The sequence below is a fragment of the Sorangium sp. So ce726 genome (assembly GCF_051521405.1).
GTDB lineage: Bacteria > Myxococcota_A > Polyangia > Polyangiales > Polyangiaceae > Sorangium.
In genome coordinates this window covers 12,973,208-12,999,152 of sequence record NZ_CP150349.1, presented here as the reverse complement: position 1 = coordinate 12,999,152, position 25,945 = coordinate 12,973,208, and the positions used below count along the sequence as shown (strand labels likewise).

The window sequence follows — 25,945 nt, the reverse complement described above, 5'->3', positions numbered from 1 at the left end:
GCCCGCAGCGCGGGCAATGCACGGCGAGCATGGACCGATTCTACGCCAGCCGCGTCTCGGCAGGTCAAGGCGCCTTGCGCGCGCGCCGCCTCGCCGGCGCGAGCTCGCGGAGCGCCGCCGACAGCGAGGAGAACGTGCTCAGGACGCCGAGGTCGACGCCGACCAGGCTCATCGCGATCTCGGGGCGCACGCCGACCAGATAGACCCGCGCCCCGAGCAGCGCGGACGCGCGGCTGGTCATGCCCACCGTGTCGGCGACCCGGGCATCCACGAACGGCACGCCCGTGAGATCGAGCAGCACGGAAGATGCCCTGTGCCGGCTCACCCCCTCAGACACCTTCTCGAGCACCTGCCTGGCACGGCCGCCGTCGATCATCCCGATCAGCGGCACGAGCAGCACGCCGGGCAGGAGCGGGATGAGCGGACAACCCAGCTCGCGCACCGTCTCCGAGAGCGCGCGCTCGATCTCGTACGCCTTCTGCAGGTCGGCGTGCTGCGACGACAGCGACTCCAGCAGCGCGTCGCGCTCCAAGGCCGCGCCGAGCAGCGTCCCCCAGATCGCGACCGTCCCCTCGTCGCCGGCCATGGCAACGAGGGTCGGGCCGACGAGCACCAGGATCCCCCAGTCGCGCCGGGCAGAGCGTATCGGCAAGAGCAGCACCATGTGCGTGCCGTCCTCGGCCGACGGCGGCAGCATCGCCTCCGGCAGAAACGCCTCCGGCCGACAGCGGCGGCCGATCGGCGGGGTCGGGCTGCCGTCGCGGCTGTAGGCGCCGGCGACGACGAGGCGGGAGCGCGCCTGCGGGTCATCCCACAGCGCGAGGCAACCCCAGACCACCGTGGTCGTCTCGAGCCACGAGAGCGACCGCGTCGCCTGCTGGGTGCCGCCGAGCAGGGCCAAGCTCACATCGTAGTTGGTCCTCGCGAGCACCCCGAGCTGGCGGACATACTGACTCTCGGCCTCGAGCCGGGCGCGCGCGATCGCGAGGCGCACGAGCTCCAGGAACGCTTCCACCCGCCGCCTGGCCGAGTCGTCCAGGGACGCGCCGCGCCGCTCGTGAGACTGGCCCAGCAGGCGGATCGCCGCCAGCAACGTCCCCACATCCATCGTGATCTCGACCGCCTGCCGGCAGGCGACCCCGAGATCGGCCGCCGAAGGCAGCGCGGTGCCCCGAAGCGCCGCGAAATAGCCGTCGATCAACGACGTGACCGCCGGCCATGCCTCGGTCGGCGGGAGGTCGGGCGGGAGCGGCTGGGGCAGAAGCAGGAGCTCGACCATCTGCCGGGCCAGGGCGCCGCCGGCGTCCTCCTCGGGCGCCGCGTCCTCCTTGTCGAGGAACTCCTGGATCGTGTTGCACCCGCACGAGCTCCGCACGGCGAGCGTGTTGGCCGTGCGCACGCCCTCGGCCGGGAAGGCCTCGCCGGCGATCATCGACGCAAGGAGATCGCACGCGGCGCTCCCCATCATCTCGAACCGCTGGCGCACCGTGGTCAGCGGCGGATCGGCGCTCTCCGCGTCCGCGATGTCGTCGAAGCCGATGATGGCGAGATCCTCGGGGATGCGGACGCCCGCCGCCTTCAGCAGAGGCATCATCCCGAGCGCGTTCTTGTCGGTCGCGAAGACCGCCGCCGTGCACGCGGGCAGCTGCGCGAGGAGCGCCGGCGCGGCGCCCTGGCCGCCGCTGTACCAGTTGTTGTCGCTCCGGATGACCAGATCGGGGTCGAAGGCGATGCCCGCCTCGGCGAGCGTGTCCTTGTAGGACGCGAAGCGCTCGCGCACGTCGTATGCGTCGAAGAAGCCGACGAACGCGATGCGCCGGTGCCCGTGCTCGATCAGGTGGCGCACGGCGCTCCGCATCCCGCCGTGGTTGTCCGGGATCACGGCTGGACAGGCGACCTCGACGGCGCGGGTGCCGACGGTGATGAACGGGACCCGGCCGCGCGCGAGCGCCTCGATGCCATGCAGCTCGATCAGGACGATCCACCCATCCACCTGCTCCCCGGCGAGCGACGGCGCGTGGACCTCGAACGGCGTACCGCGCAGCACCAGCGTGCGAAACCCGCGCTGCTGGGCCGAGTCATGGATGCCCAGCAGGACAGGGTTCCAGAACGAGCCGTCGAGGAAGGGGGAGATCACCCCGAGGGTGCGAGGGCGGGCCGCGGCGCCGGCTGCCGGGACATGGAGCGGCGGGGCGTCGGTGCGGCGCGCTGGAGGGAGAGAAGAGCGGCGCGCCGGTGGGAGAGAAGAGCGGCGCGCCGGTGGGAAAGAAGAGCCGGTGCTGCGCCCCGAGCCCGCCCCCTGCCCCGGTGCGCCGGAAAGCTCGCCCCACTGCTCCGGCACCACGATGCCGCTGTCCCGGCTCCCCTGACCCATTCTCGCGCTCCCTCCCTGCCTGCTCGCCCACGTCCGGCCGAGCCTCACCACTTCCGTCGCCAGCGCGATCCTTAGTCGATTTCAGGCGGGAGGTGAGGAAAGCGACAATGCCTTACCGCGCGGCCGGCCCCGCTGCTCGCGCCGCGCGCACCCCCGCCTGGCCGAGCTCGAGGAGCGCCATCGCGAGCGACGAGAACGTGGCCAGCTCGCCGAGGTCGACGTCGATGAGGCTCTCCGCGATCTCGGGGCGCACGCCGACCAGGTAGACCCGCGCGCCGAGCAGGGCAGCCGCGCGGCTGGTCATGCCCAGGAAATGAGCGACCTGGATGTCCACGAACGGCACGCCCGTGAGGTCGAGCAGCACGGACAGCGCCTCGTGCCGGCTCACCCCCTCGGCCACCTTCTCGAGCACCTGCTGGGCGCGGCCGTTGTCGAGCATCCCGATCAGCGGCACGAGCAGCACGCCGGAGAGGAGCGGGATGATCGGGCAGCCCAGCTCCCGCACCGTCTGCGACAGCGCGCGCTCGCTCGCGAACGCCTGCTGCAGGTCGGCGTGCCGCGCCGACAGCGACGCCAGCAGCGCGTCGCGCTCGAGGGCCGCCCCGAGCAGCGTCCCCCAGATCGCGACCGTGCCCTCGTCCCCGGTCATCGCGACGACCGCCGGGCCGATGAGCACGAGGATCCCCCAGTCGCGCTCCACGGAGCGTATCGGCAGGAGCAGCACCATGTACGTGCCGTCCGCGGCCGAGGGCGGCAGCATCTCCGCCGGCGGGAACGCCTCCAGCCGATGGCGGCTCCCGTTCGCGGGGACCGGGCTGCCGTCGCGGCTGTAGGCGCCCGCGACGACGAGCTCCGTGCGCTCCGCCGGGTCATCCCATAACGCGAGGCAACCCCAGACCATCGTGGTCGTCTCGAGCCATGAGAGCGACCGGTACTCCTGCTGGGTGCCGCCGAGCAGGGCGAAGCTCACATCGTAGTTGGTCCTCGCGAGCACCCCGAGCTGGTGGACGGAGTGGGTCTCGGCGTCGAGCCGCGCCCGCGCGCTCGCGAGGCGCGCCAGCTCCACGAAGTCCTGGACCCGCCGCCTGGCCGCGGTGTCCAGGGACATGCGGCGCCGCTCCGGGAGCTGATCCATCAGGCGGGCCGTCGACAGCAGGGCCCCCAGATCGGGCGTGATGGCGATGGCCTGGCGATAGGCGCGCTCGAGCTCGGCGGCCGGGGCGGGCGCGGTGCCCCGGAGCGCCGCGAAATACATGTCGACCACCCGCGTGACCGCCGGCCAGACCGCGGCCGGCGGGGTATCCGGCGGGAGCGGGCGCGGCAGGAGCAGCTGCTCGACCATCTGTCGGGCCAGGGTGTCGCCGGCGTCCTCCTCGGAGGCCGCGTCCTCCATGTCGAGGAAGTTCTGGACCACGTTGCAACCACACGAGCTCCGCAGGACGAGCGCGTTGGCCGTGCGCACGCCCTCGGGCGGGAAGGGCTCGCCGGCGACCATCGACGCGAGCAGCTCGCACGCCGCGCTCCCCATCATCTCGAACCGCTGGCGCACCGTGGTCAGCGGCGGGTCGGCGCTCTGCGCCTCCACGACGTCGTCGAAGCCGATGATCGCGAAATCCTCGGGGATACGGACGCCCGCCGCCTTCAGCTCGGACATCGTCCCGAGCGCGTTCTTGTCGGTCCCGAAGACGGCCGCCGTGCACGCCGGCAGCTGCGCGAGGAGCGCCGGCGCGGCGGCCCGGCCTCCGCTGTACATGTTGTTGTCGCACGGGATGACCAGATCGGGGTCGAAGGGGATCCCGGCTTCGGCGAGCGTGCTGATGTAGGCGTCGCGGCGCTCGCGCACGTCGTACGCGGCGAAGTTGCCGACGAACGCGATGCGCCGGTGCCCGTGCTCGATCAGGTGGAGCACCGCGCTCCGGATGCCCCCATGGTTGTCCGGGAGCACGGCAGGACAGCGGATGTCGGCGGGGCGGGCGCCGAGCGTGATGAACGGGATCCCCGCATCGGCGAGCGCCTCGAGGCCGCCGAACTCGATGATGACGAGCCACCCGTCCACCTGGTCTCTGGCGAGCGAGGGCACCAGGACCTCGGAGGGCGTGCCGCGCAGCACCAGCGTGCGGATCCCGCGCCGCTGGGCCGTCTCATGGATGCCGAGCAGGACAGGGCCCCAGAACGCGCCGGAGAGAAACGGGGCGACGACGCCGAGGGTAGGAGGGCGCGCCGCCGCGTGCGCGCCTTCGGACCCGCGCGCATCAGGGCCGGAAACGCCGGCCTTTCCGTTGGCCTTCCACCCCGCGGCGCCAGGCAGCTCGCCCCACTGCTCCGGCAACGGTACTGCACTGCCCTGGCGAACCTGACCCATTCCCGACGGCCTCCTGCTCCACAACCTGACCGCCTTCCCCACGGCCGCTGCGGACCGGCTACATCGTATACGCTGCGCCGCCGGCACGGGCGAGAAGTCTTGCGTTCAGCCGTGGAATCCGGAGCGTAGCGTCAGACTGCGGACATGGCCGCCCCACACGCTGCGTGGGTGTCGACGCGTTTCGACCACCGACGCGCCGCCGGCGCCTGGCGCCGCTGGCGAGCTGGTCGGTGGTATCGTCGAGCAATGCAATACCGCGACGAACGAGACGCGCTGCGGGGGCGTGTGGACAGCCTCGAGGAGCAGCTCGCGGCGGCCAGGAAGGAGCTCGAGGAGAACCGCGACGACGATCGGGCCGCGCGGGTCGAGCAGATCGAGCGCCAGATGGCGGAGGCCCGCCGCGTGCTCGACCAGCTCGGCCGGGAGCTCGCCGCGGTGCGCGGCCGGCCGAAGCGATCGTCGGCGGTGCCGCTCCTGGTGACGATGGCGGGCGTGGGGCTCTGCGCGATGATCGCGAGCTATCTGCTGGCGCGGCCCTCGCGCGAGATGATGGCGATCGTCCAGCAGCCGGCCATGCCGCCGCCGCCTGCCCTTCCCGTCCCGGAGCAGCCTCCCCTCCCCGAGCCGCCGGCGCCGGTCCCCGAGCCAGCGCAGGCGCCGCCGGAGCCGGCCACGCCGGCTCGCGAGGCGCCGTCGCGGGCCGCGACCGCGACCTGGAAGGCGACCGTCACGCGCGCCACGGGGCTCCCCCTCGCGGCCGGCGCGGCGTGCACGGTCGAGGCGGAGCTCGCGAGCTCGGGCGACGACATCCGCGTGCCCGCGCTCCGGGTCCTCTGCGGCGGCAAGCCGATCTACCGGTCGAGCGATCCGCTGAACGGTATGTCGATGTTCAGCAGCGGCGTGGAGGAGGACTCCGGTCCTCAGCCTGGCACCTATGCTTATGCCCTCTCGTACCAGGACAAGGGCTCGCGCGCCGGGGAGCGGGCCGAGGTCTCGCTCGACAGCATCCGCAAGTCCGGCGCCGTCTGGCGCGACTCGGTGCCCGCGTACCGCGTCGAGTTCACGCTGGCTTACCAGAGCCTGCCCGTCGCGGGGGAGCCGCTCCTCGACGCCACCCGGAGGGCGCTGCGCCGATCTGCGCGCGTCACCGAGTCCACGGGACCGAGCCCGGTGAAGGCGGGCACGAGGTGCGCGCTGCTCGTCTCGCCGCTCCCGCGAGGCGGCAAGTGCCTCACGCGCCTCGCGTGCGCCGGCCGCATGATCTACGGCGCAGGCACGACCGGCGTCTCCGAGTGCACGGTGGAGGGGGACCAGGTCGTCCGCGTCCACGACGGGAACACGACCCCGAACGGCGGCGACCCGGCGTTTGAGCTCGACGCCGCGACGGGGCGCATCACCGTCAAGGATGAAGTGGGCGGCGCCGCGTGGACCGTCGGCGTCCAGCTCGATCCGAGCGGCTAGGAGGATGTTGTTCGATGTGAAGGGTCACACGACCTGCAGCGTCGGCTTCCCGCGCTTTCGCACGGCCTCCGGGACTTGCGCGAACTGCTCATGATCCAGGTGAAGCCACGCCAGCTTCGGCAGCGTCCAGATCTCTTTGGGTAGAACCGAAAACGGATTGTCGACGATCCAGAGCTCGACGAGCTCCTTCATCTGCCCCACTTCCCTCGGCAGGGGCTTCAGCTGATTGCCGCTCAGCTCCAGGCTGCGCAGCCTCGGGAGCGCGAAGAGCTCCCTTGGCAATCGCTCCAGCTTGTTGAAGCCGAGATCGAGCTCTTCGAGCTCGGTGAGCGCGGAGATCGCGGCCGTAACCTCTTTGATGGCATTGTCGCTCACGTTCAAGCTGCGCAGGCTGGTCAGCCCGCACAGGTCCAAGGGGAACCACTTCAGCTGATTCCGGCTCAGATCCAGCTTCGAGAGCTGGCCGAGACCCGCGAAAGACGGCGGCAGCTGTCTCAACGCGTTGCGCGACAGGTCGAGCTCCTCCAGCGTGGCGAGGGTCCCGATCTCCTCAGGCAGATCGTCGAGGCCCAGCGCGTGAAGGTCAAGCGTCTTGCTCCCTTGGCCCGCGGCGACGGAGATCTTCTTGAGCGCGTCGTTCACGGCCCGTCGCCCGAGACCCCGGTGAGCTCCAGGCTCCGGACCCCGGAGGGTCTCTTCAACGCCACGCGCAACGATTTCGCCGTACCTGCCATCGCCGCGATGGTACCGCGGACGGTGCCGGCGGCAATCGACCGTGCTGACGAACCATCTGGGCGGGACGCCTCTGGCGCGAGGCATAGGCCAATATGCCTATGCCTCGCGCCAGAGGCCTAGGGTACGACGCCGTCGCGGTCACCTTCATCGGTGATACGAGGACGGACGGCATTCTTAGAATAGAGAGGCGAGGACGAATGAAAACGCTTCGCAATTTCGGGGCGATCGCTCCAGGGCTCGTTGCGCTCGCGGCGTTCGCTGCGCTGGGCTGCTCCAGCCAGGGAGAAGCGACGACCGAGGCATCTTCCGGCGGCAGCGCCGGAGGGCCCGCTGGGCCCGGATCCAGCGCCTCCGGTGCCACGGGTAGCACGTCGGCAACCGGTGGCACGTCGGCAACCGGTAGCTCGTCGGGGGCGGTCAGCGGCGCCGGCGGCAGCGGCGGGCGCCCGGACACGGGGGAAGCTGGCGCGGGCGGCGGGGGCACTGCCGGCTCCGGCTCGAGCGGCGCTGGAGGAGAGGCGCAGAGCGCGGGCTGCGGCAGCGCGACCGCGCCGAAGAGCGGCCGTTTCAGCGTCGATGTCGGGGGCACGACGCGCGAGTACATCCTCGCCGTACCGGACGGCTACGATTCGAACCACCCTTACCGGCTGATCTTCGCCTGGCATCCCCGCGGCGGCTCGGCCGAGCAGGTCGCGACCGGGTTCGGCGGCGGCTACTACGGCCTCCAGAGCCGCGCCAACGGCTCGGCGATCTTCGTCTCACCCGAGGGCATCGACCAGGGCTGGGCGAACACGGGCGGCCGCGACATCGCGTTCCTCCGCGCCATGCTCGACCGCTTCCGCGCCGAGCTCTGCATCGACGAGAGCAGGATCTTTTCGACGGGATTCAGCTATGGCGGCATGATGTCCTACGCGATCGGCTGCGCGATGGGCGACGACTTCCGCGCCATCGCCTCGATGTCCGGCGCGATCTACAGCGGCTGCGAGGACGGCGACCATCCCGTGGCCATGTGGGGCGCCCACGGCAAGAGCGACGACGTGGTTCCGCTCGAGAACGGTCAGAGCGCTCGCGATATCTTCCTCGAGCGAAACCACTGCGGTCAGCAGACCACACCGGTCGAGCCGAGCCCCTGCGTCAGCTACGAGGGCTGCGACGCGGGCTATCCGGTCGTCTGGTGCGAGTTCGACGGGGGCCACGCCCCGCAGAACAACTCCGGCGAGTCGATCTGGAGCTTCTTCTCGCAGTTCTGAATCGGGTGTCGCTCGAACCAGCGCCACGTTTCAGGGTGCATCGAATCGCAGCGTGGATTGAATGGATGGGTCCGGCGATGGTGATCAAAAATCTGCCAGCGAAGCTCTTGATAACTGGAATCCTGGGCATCTGCTCTGGAGGGTGTGGTTCGTCGACCGACGATACCAGCGGAGGGACGACGAGCAGCAGCTCCGGCGGCGCGGCGTCGAGCGGTCCCGGCGGAGCGACCGGCACGGGCGGCGACGCCGGCGTGGGCGGCGCGGGTAGCGGAACCACCGGAGCCGGCGGCGCTGCGGAGGCGGCCAGCAGCAGCGGCAGCGGCAGCGGCGGCGGCGGCGGCGGGACGCCCGGCGCTGGCGGCGGCAACAGCGGCAGCGACGATGCGACGATCGTCCCCGATCCCTCGTGGACGTGCGGGATGCCCGGCGGCATTCCGCTCCCCACGCGCGGCGAGCTCGTCCTTCGGGCGACGCTCCAGCTCGGTGAGACCCACGATGTCGGGACCACCCAGTTCGGACACCGCCGCCTCCTCGACGTGAAAGGGGGCACGCTCACGGGCGACAAGATCCAGGCCACGTTCCTCACGGGCGGCATGGACCTCGAGCTCACGCTGTCGAACGGCTCCGTCGAGCTCGAGGAGATCAACATCCTGAAAGCGAGCGACGGCAGCCTCATCTTGCTGCGGACCTGCGGCGTCGCCGCCGCCGGCGATGACGTCGTCCGGATCGTCCCGGACTTCGAGGTCGCCACCTCGAGCTCGCTCGCGTGGCTCAACACCGGGAAATTCGCGGGCACCCGTGTCGTCGACGCAGCGGCGGGCACGCTCCAGCTCGACATCTACGACATCAGCGAGGTGGCCGCCGGAGAGCCGAAGATCCAGCTCAAGGATCCCGAGGGCGTCCCGAACCAATCGTGGGAGTGCTCGAAGGCGACAGGGGCGAGGGGCTCGAGCGTGTTCACCGAGACCGTCACGCTCGGCTCTTCCGTGTCTGTCGGCGCGAGCAAGCGCGGCACGCGCAACATCATTCCCATCACCGGGGGCACGGTCACCGGCGGAACGCTGCTGAGCGGCCTGTCGGGCTCGGTGCTCCCCGGAGGCGCGGATTACCAGCTCATCGGATCGACCACGGTGCTGGACGCCAGGTACGCGCTGTCCTCGAAGGACGGCGAGGTCATCGTGGTGAGGAACTGCGGACCGTTCGGCGCGCTCGTGCCTGTCTTCGAGACGCGCGCGGACGGCCCCTACGCGATCCTCAACACGAAGGCCTATGTGAGCTCCGACCCGGGTGGCGCGGCGGGGGGCGGGGTGAGCCTCACCTTCTACGAGCGCAAATAGAACAGCAGCGCCGCGGTGACACCGGCGCCGTCTGGTGCCTTCGGCGGTTCAAAAGGAAAGCCGAGCTGACAGCCCGGCCGCCGCGCCCGACGCCGCGGGCAGGATCCGGAGCTCGACGCCGCCTTGATCCTCGGTGCGATACGTCCGCTGCATGTTGAGGAACACGAGGACCGCGCCTGCCGCCAGGGTCGCGCCGCCGGCGATGAACAGGCCGGTGGCGACACGGCTCTCCGTCATACCCCGGCTCGACGTGTCCGTCGTCGTTGGAGCGCAACCCGACGTGCAGGTCTCTTCAAACTGCCGCTCCGCGTCCTCCAGATGCTCGTCGGCCTGCCAGCGCAACACCGCACCAGCCAGCCCGAGGCCCGCCCCGGCCCCGACCACGGCCCACGGTTTCCAGGCGGACCACCTGCGCACCGTGACGATGCCGTCGGCGCTCAGCTTGAGCACGCCCGAGGCCTGGACCCCGCCGAGCACGACGACGGGCTCGACGAGGGGGAAATACCCCTCCTTCCTCGCGCTGACGACGTGCTCTCCGGGCGTCACGAACCGGCGCGCCGAGCCCGGACCGACGAACCACGACCTCCCGTCGAGCAGCACCCCGGCGCCGGGCTCATCGCAGCGCATCTCGACGACGGCCAGCTCGCGCTCGACGAGCTCCTTCATCAGCGCGCGCGCCTCTTCAAGGTCCTCGGGCTCGAGCGACGCCGGCCCCCACCGGAGCGAGAGGCGCAGGTTCTCGTAGGCAAGCAGCGGCATCCCCATCATCTTGAGCACCCTGCCCAGATAGAACCGGAGATCCGGGTGCTCCCACAGGGCGAGCGCCTCCTCGTACTTCTTCTTGGCATCGCCGAGCACCATCCTTCTGTGCAGGTCCCGCCCCTGCTTGAAGAGCTCCAGCGCCGCGTGCTTGCGCTCCTCTGCGACGCCCTCATGCCAGGGGGGCAGCGCCGGCGCGGTCTGAGCCCACGCGGGCACGGCCCGGGACGCGAGGATCGCGATCGAGAGCCATGAACAGATCGCAGCGCGGGTGCTCGTCGGCGTCCTCTGCACGGGGAATGGTTCGATGATCTCCCGAAGCGCTTTTTACCTCAAGCGGTCCCGGACCTGCCCGACGGAGCGCTGGATGAGCTGCTCCAGCGCCTCCTTGCTCTGGCGCTCGTCGTCTGCCGCTTGCTTGGCCTTCCGCTCCTCGACGCCGGCCCTGGCCCGCTCGTCATCGGCCTGAGCTTCGGCGCGCCGCGCCTCGGCCTCGGACGCCCGCGCCTCGTCGCGCGCCGTCCGAGCCTCCTCGGCCGCGGCGTGCGCCCTCTCGCTCTCGACCTCGGCCCTGTCCCTGGCCTCCTCGGCCTCCTTCTGCAGCCGCTCGGCCCGGTTCCGCTGGTCTTCCGTGCTCATCCTCGCCTGCTCGGCGGCTTGTCGAGACGCCGTCTCTCTCGCGAGCGCCTCCTCGAGGCTGTGCTCGGTCCGGCGGATGTCCGCGAGCTGCGCGCTGATGACCCGGTTCTGGCGGGCCACCGTGACGATCCCCGCGGCGGCGCCGACGACCAGGAGGGCCAGGCTCGCGATGGTTCCGACGATGAGATTGCGCTTCCGGCGCTGCGCCTGGCCGGCCAGCCTGACCACGGCGTCGAGGTAGCGCTGCTCTCGCTCGGGAAGCCGGCGCGCCGACCGCTCCGAGAAGCGGCGCGCTTCCTCCGCGAGCTTGCCGTGCCACAAGAGGTCATCGGCGCGGCCGCTCGACTCCCACTGCCGCGCCGCCGCGCGCAGCTTGTCGAGGAACACCGAGTCGTCCTGGTTCTCGTCGAGCCAGCGCTGCAACGTCGGCCAGCGCGCGATGAGCGACTCGTGCACGATCTCCACCTTGCCGCCGGAGTTGTCGCCCCCCGTCTCGATGGCGAGGAGCCGCGCGTCGGCCAGCAGGTGGACGACGCGCTCGATCTCGTCCGGATCCCCGTCCCCGGGCAGCTCGCGGAGCTCTTCCAGGCTGGCCATGGCCCGCGTGCGTTCGGGCGTGACCAGGCGCTCGAAGATGGCTCGGCAGAGCTTCGCCTGACGGCCGCTGAGCCCAGCCAGCACCGCGTCGGCGTGGCTCGCCAGCGCTCCCGCCACGCCGCCGATGGCCTCGTAGCTCGCCCGCGTGAGGAGCCGCCGCTCGCGGTCGCGCATGTCCCACAGCCTGGCCGCAGTGAACTGCAGGATGGGGAGGGCGCCTGGGGTCGTCTCCAGCACATCGAGGGTGCCCTCGACCATCGCCGGGTCCTCGATCTCGTACCGCGCCGCCTGGACCGGCTTCAAGAGCGCCTCGCGCAGCCCTTCCCGGCCGATGGGCGAGAGGAACACGAGGCCGCGCGTCACCCCCGCCATGAAGCGCCTGTCCTCGGCCACCCGCTCGATGAAGTCCGAGCGGGTGGAGAGGATGACGCGGAGGGGCGAGGAGGCGTCGTCGGCGACGCCTTCGAGGCACGAGAAGAAGGCGGCGCGCTCTCGGGCGCCGCACGAGAGGGTATAGAGCTCCTCGAACTGGTCGACGAACAGCACGACGCGCCGCTGGGTCCGGGCGGACCACGCGCGCAGCGCGGCGCCCAGGTGGCCGGGCTCGGCGCGCAGCCGCTCGATCACCTGCCCGCGCTCGGCCACCTGCCCGCGCTCGGCCACCTGCCCGCGCTCGGCCACCTGCCCGCGCTCGGCCACCTGCCCGCGCTCGGCCTCACGGCCGCGCGCCGCCGGCGAGCCGACCTCGCCCTGCTCCAGGAGGGATGGATGGTTGAGCAGATCGGCCAGCGCCGCCATGGGCTCGCGCCCGGGCCGCATGACGAGCGACTCCCACCCGGCCCCCGAGCGCTTGAGCGCCGGGATGATCCCCGCCCTCACCAGCGATGATTTCCCTACCCCCGACGCGCCGACGATCGCGAGGAGCGGCTGGCTCTTCAGGCGCGAGACCATGCCGGCGATGTCGTCGTCGCGGCCGAAGAAGCGGTCCGCGTCGACCTCCTGGAACGCCGAGAGGCCGGCGAATGGGCTCTCGTCGGCGCCGAGGACGACCTCGCGGCGCCCCGGCAGGAGCGGCATGAGCTCGGCCAGGAGCTGCCGCGCCGAGGCGATGCGCTCGGATGTCCGCCTGCGCAGGCACCGCTCGATGATCGGTCCGAGCGCGCCCAGCTCGGCGCGCATCCCGCCGATCTTCCGGACGGACGCGTCGAGCGCGGCGAGGCGCGCGCCGACCGTCATCGCCCCGTCGAACGGGCGCGCGCCGGTCACGAGCTCATAGAGCATGATCCCCACGGCCCAGATGTCCGTCGCCTGGTCGATCTCCTCTCCGGCCTGCTGCTCGGGGGACATGTAGGCCAGCGTCCCCACGACGGCCCCTTCGTGCGTCAGGGTCAGCTCGCTCCTGGGAGCAGGGCGCTCGCACGTGACGGCGGCGTCGACGTCGAGCAGCTTGGCGATGCCGAAATCGAGCACCTTGATCGCTCCGGACGGCTCCAACATGATGTTTTCCGGCTTGAGATCGCGGTGCACGATGCCGAGCTGATGGGCGCACACGAGGGCGCGCACCACGGGCACCATCAGCTCCACCGCGGCGCTCGTCGACACCGAGGTGGCCGCGACGCCCGCTGGCGCGCCCGCCGGCCGCCGCTGCGCCATCCACGCGCGGAGGCTCTGGCCCTCGATGTATTCGAGCACCATGTAAGGATACCCGTTGTGCTCGTTCACATCGTGGATGGTCACGATGTTCTCGTGCTTGCAGAGCGCGGTGGCGCGGGCCTCGACAAGGAATCGGTCGAGCCGGGAGCCGGTCAGCGTGGTGACGAGCTTGATCGCCACCAGGCGGCCCAACCGGACGTCGCGGGCCAGAAAGACCGTGCCCATGCCCCCGCGGCCGAGCTCGCGGATGAGCTCGTAGTGACCGAGGGACGTCCCGGCGTCGATCGGCAGGTCGCGCGGCGCTCGCCGCGCAGGGTCGGTCCTGGGCGCGGTGAGCTGCGCCGCGTAGAGATCGTTGTCGGTGCTCCAGGTCGCCGACGGGGACATCCCCTCTTCTGACTCCGGACGTCCCCTCCGGCTTGGCGGCGTGGCGGCCGCCTCCTCGTCGACGGCAGAGGCGGCGGATTCGCCCACAGAAGCGAAGCGTATTTCCTTCATCGGGCTCATGACAATCTCACCGCACGAACCCGACAGGCTCATGCCTGCGGGCCGGAAGCCTGGCCGTCGCGTCCGCCGTACGCCGGTCCCCGGCGCCGCGGCGCGCAGAGAGGCTCCGGGGCGTTCATCGCAGCGCGAAGCCAACCGAAACCAAGCATCCGTCCTCCGCCTTCAGCGGCTGAGCGCTGTCCGGCTGAGTAGATAGCTGCTGTGGCGGACGCGCTGATCGCCGAATAAAAACACATTACCCAAAGAATCACCCCATACTGCCTCCGTGATCCCAAGTGCTCCGGAACGCATGGGCAGCCAAGATACACCGTCGAAGTGCAGCACGCCGCCGTCGACGGCGAAGACATCGTTGGGCCCGCTGCCCCACAGGTCGGTAAACGCAAGATCGCGCACCGATGCCGTCGCCGTCCAAGAGCGGCCGTCGAAGTGAAGGATGGCGCCCAAATCCCCGACGGCGAAGACGTCGCTCGGTCCGCTCCCCCACACGTGGAAGAGGTCCACATCGACCGGCGATACCATCGTCGTCCAGGAGCGGCCGTCGAAATGCAGCACGGTGCCCCGCTCTCCGACGGCGAACACATCGCTCGGCCCGCTCCCCCATACGCCGTAGAGCGCATGATCGATGCCCTCTACAGACATTGGTGTCCAGGAGCGACCGTCATAGTGCAGCACCGTTGACGACTCCCCGACGGCGAAGACGTCGCTCGCTCCGCTTCCCCACACGCCGGTGAGATTCACATCGACCGGCGATGCCATCGCCGTCCATGAGCTGCCGTCGAAATGCAGCACGGTGCCCCACGTTCCGACGGCGAAGACGTCGCTCGCTCCGCTCCCCCACACGCCGGTGAGATGCTGCATATCGACCGGCGATGCCATCGCCGTCCATGAGCTGCCGTCGAAATGCAGCACGGTGCCCCGCCATCCGACGGCGAAGACGTCGCTCGCTGCGCTTCCCCATAGATCCAAAACGTCAACTATCTCGTCATCGGCCGCGAAAGGCAGCTCTGTCAGGGTGATGCCATCGAAATGCAGCACGCCGCCGAAGAAGCCGGCGAAGACGTCGCTCGGACCGCTGCCCCACACGGCCATAATCTCCTCGATGCCCGACAGACTCTCATCGATCGATGAGGTCATCGTCGTCCAGGCGCGGCCGTCGAAGTGCGCCAGGACATTTCCGACGGCGAAGACGTTGCTCGCGCTGCTGCCCCACACGCTGTAAAGTCTCATCTCGAACGTCGAAGGCATCTCTGCCCAGGAATTTCCGTCAAAATGCAGCGCGCCCCCTTCTCCGACGGCGAAGACGTCGCTCGGAGCGCTGCCCCACACGTCGCCCAGCGTCCATTCGACCGGCGAGAGCATCTGTGCCCAGGAATTTCCGTCAAAATGCAGCACGGTGCCCTCCTCCCCGACGGCGAAGACGTCGCTCGGACCGCTGCCCCACACGCCCCTCAGATTCACATCGACTGGCGAAGTCATCTTCGTCCAGGAGCGGCCGTCGAAGCGGGCCAAGGTGCCCCGAGCGCCGACGGCGAAGACGTCATTCGGGCCGCTGCCCCACACGTCGGAAAGAGCCCCCTCGTAGGGCCAGGGCATCCGAGTCCATGAGTCTCCGTCATAGTGCAGCACGAGGCCGGTGGCTCCGGCGGCGGGGCCCTCGCGTCCGACGGCGAAGACGTCGCTCGGACCGCTGCCCCACACGCCGCTTAGCCATGCGCTCGCAGCGACCGGTAACGAGATCAATGTCCAGACGGTGCCGTCGTAATGAACCAGGGTGTCCCCGGCCCCGACGGCGTAGACGTCGCGCGCTCCGCTTCCCCACATGTCGACGAGATTCCTCGTTCTCGGCACATCCGTTCTGCGCCAATTGAAGTCGCCGCAGCCCACGACATCCAGCGAGTCGCAGGCGCGCGAGCAGACAGGGCGGCCGAAATCGTAACGGAGATCCACGCAGGAGGCGACCAAAGGAGCGGCGGTGTCACACGTCTCCTCCGCCGCGACCTCGCCGTCGCCGCAATGAAGCCGGCAGTCCAGGCGGCACACCCCGCCCGCCGACGCGTTCTGGCGATCGCTGCACACCGGCTCCCGGGGCGCGACGGCATCGGCGCCGCAGTCACACGCCTCGCCTGGGTCGCGGATCGCGTTGCCGCACTCCTCCCGCCGGCAGGTCGCGCCGCACCCGTCGCCCGCCGCGACGTCGCCCTCGTCGCACTCCTCGCCGGGATCGACGATCCCGTTGCCGCACTCCTCCCGCCGGCACGTCGCGCCGCACCCGTCGCCCGCCGCGACGTCGCCCTCGTCGCACTCCTCACCGGGATCGACGATCCAGTTGCCGCAGACGTTCAGCGGCGTATCGGGCGGCATGCACCGCGGCGCTCCACCGCTCGAATCGACGCACTGGTAAGCCGCCAGGCAGTAGCCGTCCCCGCAGGGAGTGGACACCTCGCTCGCGCACGCGGCCGCGACGAGGAGGAGGCTCGACATCAAGAACACATGTTGATTCATGACGAGGAACCCTCCTGTCGCCATCGATCGCCATCGACAGCAACCCATTTGCCATGGATGCCCGCCTGGAAGCTAGCCTCCCATCGGCGCGTCCCGCGCGCCCTCACGTCGCATGGCTGGCACACGGGCCAGGCGCAGGGCGTCCTGAGCGCGCCCCTCGCCGTGGAGCGGCGGCGCTGAGCTCCGTCCACCGCGGCGGATGCCCCCTGCACAGGACATGCGATCCGCGTTACACTCCGCTGTGATCGTGGCGCCCCTTGCACCGAACACGACCCTGGACGACGCGCCCGGCCCCCCGTCGGAGCACCGCGGCCTCCGGAAGCCAAGGCCCGGGCTGGTCCTGATCTTCTCGGGGGACGGCCCCCGCTGCGATGTGCTCCCGCTGGAGGACGGCGAGATCGAGCTCGGGCGATGCGAGGTAGCGGGCGTGCTCCTGGACGACCAGCGGATGTCGCGCAAGCACGCGCGCGTGCGCTGGATCGAGGGCACGTGGCAGGTCGAGGATCTCGACAGCCGGAACGGCACCTGGCTCGATGGCGTCCCGCTGATCGGCACGCGCGCCGGCGCCGAGCTCCGGATCCTGCGCACAGGCTGGTCGGTGTTCTTGCTCCAGGCCGATGTGGAGCCGTTCCGCGCGGGGATCTCGCGCGCCGAGGGCACGATCCTCGGCCCGACCCTCGCCCGCACGTGGGATGCGATCGGTCGGGCGGCGAGCCTCGGGACGACGCTGCACATCACCGGCGAGAGCGGGACGGGTAAGGAGCACGCGGCGCGGGCCTTCCACGTCCTCGGCCCGCGGCGCGCTGGGCCCTTCGTCGCCGTGAACTGCGCCGCCATCCCCGAGGTGCTGGCCGAGCGGCTGCTCTTCGGCGCGCGCAAAGGGGCGTACTCGGGCGCCGCGGCGGACGCCGAGGGCTACGTGCAGGCAGCGCACGGCGGGGTGCTCTTTCTCGACGAGGTAGCCGAGCTCGACCTCGGGGTGCAGGCGAAGCTCCTGCGGGCGCTGGAGGCGAAGGAGGTGCTCCCCCTCGGGGCCTCGCGGCCGGTGAGCGTGGATTTCGCGCTGGTCTCGGCGACCCACAAGGATTTGCGAGCCCAGATGGCCGCGGGGAAGCTGCGCGACGATCTCTTCTTCCGCATCGCGCGGCCTTCGGTCCGCATACCGCCGCTGAGCGAGCGACCGGAGGACCTCCCGTGGCTCGTCGATGCGGCCCTGCGACATGCGACGTCGGCTGGCGCGCACGCCGAGACGACCGCGCCCGCTCGGGCGCATGCGTCGCTGATCGAGGCGTGCCTCCTGCGGGCGTGGCCAGGAAACATTCGAGAGCTCACCGCAGAGATCCGGGCAGCTGCGCAGGAGGCGCACCTTGCGGGTAGCTCGGTGGTGCACGAGGGGCACCTCTCCCCGTCGGCGGGGCGGCTGAGCGTCCCTGAGCCACCAGCGGACATGTCCGGCGGGGCCCTGGGCGAGACCGTGAAGGACGCCGCGCGGGCGCAGCGGCCGGCGGCGGAGAAGGGGCCCTCGCGGCGGGCAGCGGCGTGGCCCGCCGCGGAGGAGATCGAGGCGACGCTGCGCCGTGAAAACGGCAACGTGATGCGCGCGGCCCGGGCGCTCGGCATGCACCGGACCCAGCTCTACCGCTGGCTCGCGCAACGCGCGGCGGACGGGGACGCAGAAGGGTGAGGCTGCGGGCCCGGGTGCGGCGCTCGCTCGGCCAATCTGCAGAGCCGCCTTGGATCACCCGTCGGGGTCGGACGAGGGGGCAACCGCTACCAGGGCCTCGGGATGTGGTCGGCCATCGCCGCCGACGTCTCCCGCGCGGCGCGGACCGCCGCGAGCCAGTTGGACCTGGGACGGGTCGCCGTCCCACGGCGGGACCTCGCGCCAGCGCGCGTCCCAGTACTCGCGCGCGGCCGCCTCGGCCGTCGCGAGCTCGCTCTCGTCCTCGGGCGCGTCCTCCACGCGATCTGCAACGAACCGCCACGGTTCCGAGTCGCGGTGGCGCCGCTTCGACCAAGGGGGCGCAGGCTCCCCGTCGAGGATTCCGTCGCTGCTCCGGAGATAGGCCTCGTAGGCGCTCTGCGCCACCACGTCGCGCCGGTGGACGGTGACCCAGTGCGCGCACGTCTCGCGGTACGCCTCGGCCCACGCGCGATCCTCCTCAGGCACATCCTGGCGCCAGGCGCTCGCGTGGAGCTCGCGCAGTGCGTGCTGGCTCGCCTCCACGTCCTCGCGACTCGCGCCGCTCGCGCGCCACGCGGCCACGAGGGCTCGCTCGCGAGCTGCGCTCGGTCCCAGCAAGTTCGCCTCCGCCTGCTGGCGATACCAGTGATAGGGAGGATCCACCATCCGGGGGATGTTCCTCTTCGTGGAGAAGGGTCTCTCGCTTCGTCCCAGCCGGAAGCCCCGCTGGAAGGCGCGGAGTGCCTCGGGGCCGTGCCCCTGGGCCACATCGTCGGCCGTCAGCAGCTTCCCGAGATAGGTCCTGTCCAGGCGCGCGAGCGCCTCGGCCTCCGTGGTCGGCTTTCGCTCGAGAGCCCCATAGCCGGCAACGAACGCGCGCTTCACGGCGGCGATCAGCATCGGCCACGGCGGGGCGACTCTGCCGTCGACCCAGTGGTTGAACTCTTTCCGGTGCGCCTCGGCCCACGCGCGCTCCTCCTCCTCTGCCAGATCGTCTCGCCATGCCGTGCCGCACACCTTGCCCAGATCCTGGAGGGAGGACTTCCATTCTCGTGGGTCCTTGGTCGTGAACATGACCGACCCATTGCCCGCCTCGCGCACGACGAGATAATGTTTCACGGTTGATCCCCGCCGGGAGGGTCCGTGGGCTCTCCGCCGCGATCTGATGTCTCAGCTCCGCGCGATCTTCTGGGTCCATGATCGAGCAGCCGACGACGAGCGGAACGAGCACGGCGACGCCCAGACGTCTCATACGCCTCCCTCCTGAGCGTGACGCACGCTACACCGCGCCGCGTCGCCGGACAAGACGTCCCGCGGGCCGTGGAGCACGATCGACAAGGCATCTCGTGTGCATGGCGCCCGCGACGTCGACCCTCGTGGTCCCCTCACTTGCGGCGACGACGGCAATCACCAGGCTCAGCGGCGGGTCATCCCGGCGCACCACAGCCACTGCTTATCGCGGGGACGAAATCGAAGACCCGAGCGTTCACCGGGCCTGGCGCGGAGAGATCCCCGCAATACCGCAGGCGAGCTCCGAGAGCACGGTCACGGCCGCGCCGTACCCGCCGGCGTCCTCGGAGCTCGCGTTGCCCTGCAGGCTCCGCCGGTAGACCCCCTGGGCGATCGCGGCGAGGCGAAAGACGCCGAAGGCCATGAAGTACGGCCACGCATCGATGCGACCGCGACCGGAGAGCTCGCAATAGGAGGCGACCATCTCGTCCTCGGTCGGGATCCCGAGCGACGCGACATCGACCCCGGCAAGGCCGCCACGGCCAGGGAGGTTGATGCGGTAACCCATGCAAGCGTACGCGAGATCGCTCACCGGATGTCCGAGCGTCGAGAGCTCCCAGTCGATCGTCGCGATCGCGTGAGGCGCAGCGCCGGACGAAAAGATGATGTTGTCGATGCGGTAGTCGCCATGGACGAGCGTCGTCTCGTCGTTCGCCGGGACGTTCGCGGAGAGCCAGCGCATGAGCGCCTCCATCGCCGGCACCTCGCCCGTGCGCGACGCCTCGTACTGCTTCGACCAGCGGTCGACCTGTCGCGCGACGAAGCCGCCCACCTTGCCGTAGTCCGCGAGCCCCACGGCGGCGTAGTCGACGCGATGGAGCGCCGCGAGGACACGGATGTACGCTGCATAGATCGCGCGGCGCTCCTCGGAGGTCCCGAGCTCAGGCAGCGTCGGATCCCAGAAGATCCGTCCGGCGGCGTACCGCATGATGAAGAACGGCGCGCCGAGCACGGAGCTGTCCTCGCAGAGGGCGAGCGCGTCCGGGACGGGCACCTCGGTGTCGCGGAGAGCGCGCATGACCCGGTATTCGCGCTCGATGGCGTGCGCGGAGGGAAGGAGCTTGCCGGGCGGCTTCTTCCGCAAGACGAGCTCGAGATCTCCGCCGGCGCCGCCGTCGACGCCCACCCAGTACGTCGGGTTCGACTGACCGCCCTTGAACTGGGCGACGGTCACGGCGCCTCCCGCGCAGCCTTCGACGTGCGCGGTCAGCCACCGGCCGAGGGCCGCTTCGTCGATCCGGTGCGCCTCGCGGGGCGCGCGTGTGTTGGTCGGCGGCGTGAGGGCCATCGCAGGTCTGACGCTATCACGCAGCCCTTCGGCCTCCTATACTGTCGCCGTGACGATCTCCTTCGATCTGCCCCCCGATCTGGCCGATCTCCGCGGCCGCGTGCGCGCGTTCGTCGACGCGCATGTCATTCCGAACGAAACATCGATCCTCGACGAGGATCGCGCGGGACGGAGGGACACGCTCACCGCGCTCCGCGAGCGCGCGCGGGCCGAGGGGCTGTTCGTCCCGCACCTGCCCGCCGAGCACGGCGGGCTGGGGCTCGGCGTCATGGGCATGTGCGCGCTCTTTCGCGAGATGGGCCGCTCTCCGCTCGGCGCGGCCTGCTTCAACTGCGACGCGCCGGACCAGGGCAACATGGACCTCCTGCTCAAGACGGCGTCGCCCGCGATCCGCGCGAAGTACCTCGCGCCGCTCGCCCGCGCCGAGATCTCGAGCGCCTTCTCGATGACCGAGCCCGCCCCCGGCGCCGGCGCGGATCCATCGAATCTGCGCACGAAGGCGACCAGGGTCGACGGCGGCTGGGTGATCGATGGCCACAAGTGGTATACGACCGGCGGCGGCGAGGCGGCGTTCCTGATCGTGATGGCGCGGACGTCCGATGATCCTCGCACCGGCGCGACGTTGTTCGTCGTCGATCGTCACGCCGAAGGCGTCAATCACGTGCGCGACATCCCCGTGATGAGCCCGCCAATGCTCCAGCACCGCGAGGCCGAGCTCCGCTTCCACGCCGTGCGCGTCAGCGACGACGCGGTCCTCGGCGGCGTCGGTGAGGGTTTCCTCCTCGCGCAGCGGCGCCTCGTGCCGGCGCGCCTCACGCACTGCATGCGCTGGCTCGGCTGGGCCGACCGCGCGCTCGGGATGTGCCGCGACTACGTCCTCACGCGGGAGAGCTTCGGCAAGACGCTCGCTCACCACCAGATGATCCAGAAGAAGATCGCCGACGCCGCGTCTGGCATCCACGCCGGCAACCTGATGACGCTGCACTGCGCGGCGATGCTCGAGCAAGGCAAGGAGAAGGAGGCGCGCCCCTACTCCTCGATGGCGAAGAACCACGTCGCCCGGCTCCTCTGCCAGGTGCTCGACGACGCGATCCAGATGCACGGCTCGCTCGGATACAGCGAAGACATGCCGTTCTCGCTCTGGTACCGATTCGCCCGGTCCGCTCGCATCGCCGATGGTCCGGACGAGGTGCACGACGTCGTTGTGGCGCGCGACTTCTTGCGAGGCGCGCTGACGACGCTGATCTGAGCGGGCGCCCGCGGAGAGGCATCCGAGCGGCCTCAGCCGCCGCTCGACGGCCCCTCGACATCGCGCTCGATCCACGTGCGCGCGAGCTCTCTTACCCGCGCATTCCCCGGCTCCTGCTCGACATAGCGGAGCCGCACCGCCGCGTCGGGGATCTTCCGGGCGCGCTCCTCGACCGCGCGCAGCGCCTGCTCGATCGCGGCCCGCGCGAGCGACACGTCCCCGCCGGTGACGTACGCCTCGGCGATCGCGAGGCGCAGCGGAACCTCGCTGTATCCCAGCGAGCCGCCCAGCGACTCGATGCAGCGCAGCCCCTCCTCAGCGGCCTGCCAGGCGGCCTCCACGCGCCCTTCACGGAGCAGCACCTCGATGACCGTCCGGTGGACCAGCGGCCGGTAAAACCGGTCTCTCTGCAGGATCGCGAGCGCCTTCTCGGCCTCTTCACGCGCCTCCGGGAGGCGGCCTCGCGCCATCAGGACCCGCGCCAGCGCGCCATGGGCCGGCCCCACCGTCGCTTCCATGGCGCCGATCTTGATAAGCTGGTTCGCCAGGACCGTGATCTCCTCGAGGTCCTGTGGCGCGCAGCGCTCCGCGAGCAGAATCATCAGCCACACGCGAACGCTGGAGAGCGTGAAGGCATCGCTGATACGCAACGTGCGCTCCAGGGACTCGCGCAGCCTGCGCTCCGCCTCGGCGTGCTCCCCGAGCTCCGCCATCGAGAGCGCGGCCAAGCTCGCCGCGAACTCGCGCCAGCGAGAGGGGCTCGCCTGGGCGAATACCTCCTCCGCGCGCCGCGCGTCCTCGTACGCCTGCCAGGGATCGTCCCCGAGGAGCCGCAGGAAGGTGGAGCGGCTATAGCGCAGCTGCGCGTGCGCGAGCAGCTCGCTCTCGGGAACGCGCCTCGCGAGCTGCTCCAGGCGAGCCAGGAGGCGCAGCGAGAGCTCGCGCATGCCCCAGTGGCTGAGGGCCGTGATCGACGTCGCGACAGGCATGCAGCACGCCGCCTCGGCCCCCGACTCGGGCTCGCTGCTCATGATCGCGTTCACGAGCGCCTCCAGATCGTCCGCCAGGCCGAGGTGACCCGCCATCACGACGAGCCGGCCCACCGCCCTGTTCCAGGCGACGCTGCCCCGCGACAGCACCGACAGGGCCTCTTTGCCGATCTCCAGGCCAACCTGCCAGTCCTCGCGCAGGAAGCAAACATCGAGCTTCATCCCGAGGAGCCGGCCCAGGACGTCGCCGCTTGGCCGGCAGGTCATGCCGCGCTCGACGCGCGAGAGCATCCCGTCGTAATCGTTGCTCCGGTACGACCGCTCGGCTGCACGCAGGTAATACAGCGCGGCGCGCTCGAGATCGCCGCCGAGGTGCGCGTGCTCGGCCAGCACCATGGGGTCCACCTCCCCCGCCCGCTCCAGGTGCGCCCCGGCGAGCCGGTGGCCGAGGACCCGATCCTCCACCGAAAGGAGACCGTACGCGGCGTCGCGCACCAGCGCGTGGCGAAACCGGTACTCCGTATCGCCGGGGAACTGGCTGCTCCGCTGCGCTTCCACCATCTCGATGCGGACCAGGCTCTCCAGCCATCGGTCCGCGCCGTCGCCGCCCGCTGCCTCGCGCCCCTGCCCGAGCATGGCGAGCACACCGCTGCGCCAGAAGGTCTGCCCGAACACGCTCGCGCTGCAAAGCACCTTGCGCGCCTCGGGCGCGAGGCACGACAGCCTGGCTTGAAGCATCGCCAGCACGGTGGCGGGTTGCCCTTCGGTCTTGCCCTCGACGACCGCGCGGATCAGCTCCTCCAGGAACAGCGCATTGCCGGCCGCCTGCTCGACGATGCGCGCCACCAGGCTGGCCGGGACCTCGGCGCCGAGCACCGCGATCACGAGCCGCTCAGCCGCCTTCCTGGTCAGTCCGGCGAGCGGAACCCGGTGCACGACCCGCCCCTCCCACAGCTTCGGAAAGACGTCGTGCACCTCGCCCCGCGCGAAGGCCAGCACGAAGAACGCCCGCTCGTGCAGCTCGATCAGGGCAGCGTCCACGAGCTTGACCGTGGCCGCGTCGCCCCAGTGCAGATCCTCCAGCACCAGGAGGCAAGGCCGCGCCGCGGTCTCCGCGCCCAGCAGATCCAGGAATGCGCGGCGGATCTGCTGGCTCATGATCTTCGGGTCGCCGCGCGCGGCGCTCAGGGAGACGCTCGGCCGCTCGACGTCGACGCCGCACAGCGTTGCGATGAGCTCGCTCACGCGCTCGGCGTCGGCCGGCGGAAGGTGCCGGCCGACGCGCAGGCGGATCTTGCCCTCCTGCGCCGCGGGAGGATCACCGACCTTCACATCGCAGAGGCGGCGGAGCGCCTCGCCGAGCAGACCGTAGGGCGAACCGGCGCTCATCTGCGCGCCGCTCCCGAACAGCACCTCGACGTCGGGCGATCGGGCGCCGAGGCGCCGGAGCAGCTCGTGCCGCAGGCGCGATTTGCCCATACCAGGGCCGGCGATCACGATCGCGCCGGCCGGCATTGCCTCCTCGAAGCACGCCTCGATCGCGCCGAGCAGCATCGAGAGCTCCGGCTCGCGGCCGACGCAGGGCGTCGGGCGGCCGAGCAGCTGGCGCGACTCGTCCACGCTCGCGCGCTCGCCGCTCAGCGCCAGCTGCCCGCCCAGCGTCGTGATCAGGAAGCGCGGCTCGAGCAGCCTGGCGCTCAGCTCGTCCAGCCAGATCCTCGGCTCGCTCGCCGCGGCGTAGGAGGGCTCGGGCTCGGCCGTCACCGTCGGCTCCTCCCCGAGGCGCAGCAACGCCACCGCCCGGTCGATGGCCTCTCCGGCAGGAACCCCGCCCTGGAGCCGCCCGCGGCCGGTGGTCAGCGCAATGCGGGCCTCGGCCCAGTGCTGCTGCACCTCGAGGGCGCAGCGGGCGGCCGCCGAGACCTGATCCTGCGCGCTTCCGGAGGGCGACACGATCACGACCAGCGAGCCGTCCGCCAGCCACTCGGCGCGGCCGCCGAGGCGCGCGAGCCGGAAACGCAACGCCTCGCGCGTCGGATGGTTCCAGGTCTGGACCGAGGCCGGCGGCAGCGTCTCCCGGAGGTCGCGGGCCGCCCGCATGGCGAGGACGACGCTGAGCAGCAGCATCGCCTCGCCGGTGAGCACGCGAGGCGCGGGCGGCGCCACGAGCGTCGGCGGCGGAGCGTCGTCGTCCTCCGTCGGCAGCGTCAGGGCGGAGAGCTGGTCGCGGAGCGCCGCAGCGTCGGGAGGGCGCCGGTGCGGGTCCTTGTCGAGCATCCGCGCGAGCAGGTCGGCCAACGCGGGCGGCGTGTCGGGGCGGAACGAGCCGACCGCGGGGACATCATCGAACAGGATCTTCGCGAGCACGCCCACCAGATCCCGGCCGCCGAACAGGTGCTTGCCGGTCAAACATTCGAAGAGGACGCACCCCAGGGAGAAGATGTCGGCGCTGGGCCCGAGGTCGCGCTCGCCTCGCGCTTGCTCCGGCGCCATGTAGCCGGGGGTGCCGACGAAGCCCCCGGTCCCCGTGAGCGTCATGCCGCTCGTCGCCACCCAGCGCGCGATGCCGAAATCGAGCACTGTGACGCCGTCGACGCGCCCATCGCGCAGGAACAGGTTGCCCGGCTTGATGTCGCGGTGGACGACCCCCCGCGCGTGCGCGACGGCGAGCGCGTCCGCGACCTTCTTCAGCAGCGTCACGCACTCGGAGAGGCGCAGCGGCCCGTGATCGAGGCGCTCGCCGAGGTCCTTCCCCGGCAGCCACTCCATCGCGAGAAAAGGCCGGCCATCCTGGGCCCTTCCGTGCGCAAGGTACTCGACGATGCCGGGGTGCTTGAGGTCGGACAGGAGCCACGCTTCCCGCAAGAAACGCTCGCTGTACTCCTCCGCGCGCTCGGCGTCCGCGTGCAGCAGCTTGAGGGCCACCGGCGCGCCGGTCGTCACGTCCTGGGCACGAAACACCTCCCCCATGCCGCCCCGCCTGGCCAGCGTTTCGATCAAGAACCGACCCGCAACCAGAGAGCCTTCGAGGAACGACACGGATCGGACCCTCCACCACCAAGGTCACACCGGGAGTGCGGCACGACCGCCCCGTGCGCGCGTGAGGATATCAACTGGGCAGCCAGGCGGATCGTTTTTTGCCTCGTCGCAGGAGCGGCGTTGCGTCGCTGAGGCTGGCGCGCAGGGGACAGGGGCAGGTCGAGCTGTGCTGCTGGAGGCGCTGCGCTGCTGGGGCGTGCACGCACGGCAGCGAGGCGCGTGCGGCTCGC

The 25,945-nt window shown here is 71.0% G+C and carries 14 protein-coding genes; 5 read left to right on the top strand and 9 right to left on the bottom strand.

Annotation, left to right across the window (positions count from 1 at the left end; translation table 11 throughout):
• Positions 1-64 precede the first annotated feature (64 nt).
• Positions 65-2,374, bottom strand: a complete 2,310-nt coding sequence (locus WME79_RS48440; RefSeq protein ID WP_437529683.1) for a substrate-binding domain-containing protein — start codon at positions 2,372-2,374, stop codon at positions 65-67.
• Positions 2,375-2,486: 112 nt separating this feature from the next.
• On the bottom strand, positions 2,487-4,736 hold the full coding sequence (locus WME79_RS48435) for a substrate-binding domain-containing protein (protein WP_437529680.1): 2,250 nt from the start codon (positions 4,734-4,736) through the stop codon (positions 2,487-2,489).
• Between the two features lie 246 nt (positions 4,737-4,982).
• Between WME79_RS48435 and WME79_RS48430 the strand changes: the two genes are divergently transcribed.
• Entirely contained in the window at positions 4,983-6,197 is a 1,215-nt protein-coding gene (locus WME79_RS48430; protein WP_437529678.1) for a hypothetical protein, read from the top strand.
• A 24-nt stretch (positions 6,198-6,221) separates the two neighbouring features.
• On the opposite strand, the gene WME79_RS48425 is transcribed toward WME79_RS48430, so the two are convergent.
• Complete coding sequence (locus WME79_RS48425; RefSeq protein WP_437529676.1) at positions 6,222-6,839, bottom strand: leucine-rich repeat domain-containing protein; 618 nt, start codon at positions 6,837-6,839, stop codon at positions 6,222-6,224.
• Between the two features lie 290 nt (positions 6,840-7,129).
• On the opposite strand from WME79_RS48425, the gene WME79_RS48420 reads away from it, so the two are divergent.
• Positions 7,130-8,182 (top strand): alpha/beta hydrolase family esterase, encoded by a 1,053-nt coding sequence (locus WME79_RS48420; protein WP_437529673.1) that lies wholly within the window; start codon positions 7,130-7,132, stop codon positions 8,180-8,182.
• Positions 8,183-8,259: 77 nt separating this feature from the next.
• Positions 8,260-9,519, top strand: coding sequence for a DUF3237 domain-containing protein (locus WME79_RS48415; protein ID WP_437529670.1), 1,260 nt, complete (start codon positions 8,260-8,262; stop codon positions 9,517-9,519).
• 48 nt (positions 9,520-9,567) lie between these two features.
• On the opposite strand, the gene WME79_RS48410 is transcribed toward WME79_RS48415, so the two are convergent.
• The 3 genes from WME79_RS48410 to WME79_RS48400 form a co-directional block, all read right to left on the bottom strand.
• The gene (locus WME79_RS48410) at positions 9,568-10,572 is read right to left on the bottom strand and encodes a tetratricopeptide repeat protein (RefSeq protein WP_437529667.1); all 1,005 of its coding nucleotides are present in this window, start codon (positions 10,570-10,572) and stop codon (positions 9,568-9,570) included.
• A 33-nt stretch (positions 10,573-10,605) separates the two neighbouring features.
• A complete protein-coding gene (locus WME79_RS48405; protein ID WP_437529664.1) occupies positions 10,606-13,554 on the bottom strand; it encodes an nSTAND1 domain-containing NTPase in 2,949 nt (982 codons plus the stop codon).
• A 282-nt stretch (positions 13,555-13,836) separates the two neighbouring features.
• Positions 13,837-16,176 (bottom strand): glucosyltransferase-I, encoded by a 2,340-nt coding sequence (locus WME79_RS48400; RefSeq protein ID WP_437529662.1) that lies wholly within the window; start codon positions 16,174-16,176, stop codon positions 13,837-13,839.
• A gap of 247 nt (positions 16,177-16,423) precedes the next feature.
• Here WME79_RS48400 and WME79_RS48395 point away from each other — a divergent pair, with 247 nt between their 5' ends.
• On the top strand, positions 16,424-17,860 hold the full coding sequence (locus WME79_RS48395) for a sigma 54-interacting transcriptional regulator (RefSeq protein ID WP_437529659.1): 1,437 nt from the start codon (positions 16,424-16,426) through the stop codon (positions 17,858-17,860).
• A 54-nt stretch (positions 17,861-17,914) separates the two neighbouring features.
• On the opposite strand, the gene WME79_RS48390 is transcribed toward WME79_RS48395, so the two are convergent.
• Positions 17,915-18,979: a hypothetical protein gene (locus tag WME79_RS48390; RefSeq protein ID WP_437529657.1), complete on the bottom strand. Its 1,065-nt coding sequence runs from the start codon at positions 18,977-18,979 to the stop codon at positions 17,915-17,917.
• A 367-nt stretch (positions 18,980-19,346) separates the two neighbouring features.
• The gene (locus WME79_RS48385; protein ID WP_437529654.1) at positions 19,347-20,438 is read right to left on the bottom strand and encodes a phosphotransferase family protein; all 1,092 of its coding nucleotides are present in this window, start codon (positions 20,436-20,438) and stop codon (positions 19,347-19,349) included.
• 49 nt (positions 20,439-20,487) lie between these two features.
• Between WME79_RS48385 and WME79_RS48380 the strand changes: the two genes are divergently transcribed.
• Complete coding sequence (locus tag WME79_RS48380) at positions 20,488-21,687, top strand: acyl-CoA dehydrogenase family protein (protein ID WP_437529651.1); 1,200 nt, start codon at positions 20,488-20,490, stop codon at positions 21,685-21,687.
• Positions 21,688-21,719: 32 nt separating this feature from the next.
• On the opposite strand, the gene WME79_RS48375 is transcribed toward WME79_RS48380, so the two are convergent.
• A complete protein-coding gene (locus WME79_RS48375) occupies positions 21,720-25,715 on the bottom strand; it encodes a serine/threonine-protein kinase (RefSeq protein WP_437529648.1) in 3,996 nt (1,331 codons plus the stop codon).
• Positions 25,716-25,945 lie beyond the last annotated feature (230 nt).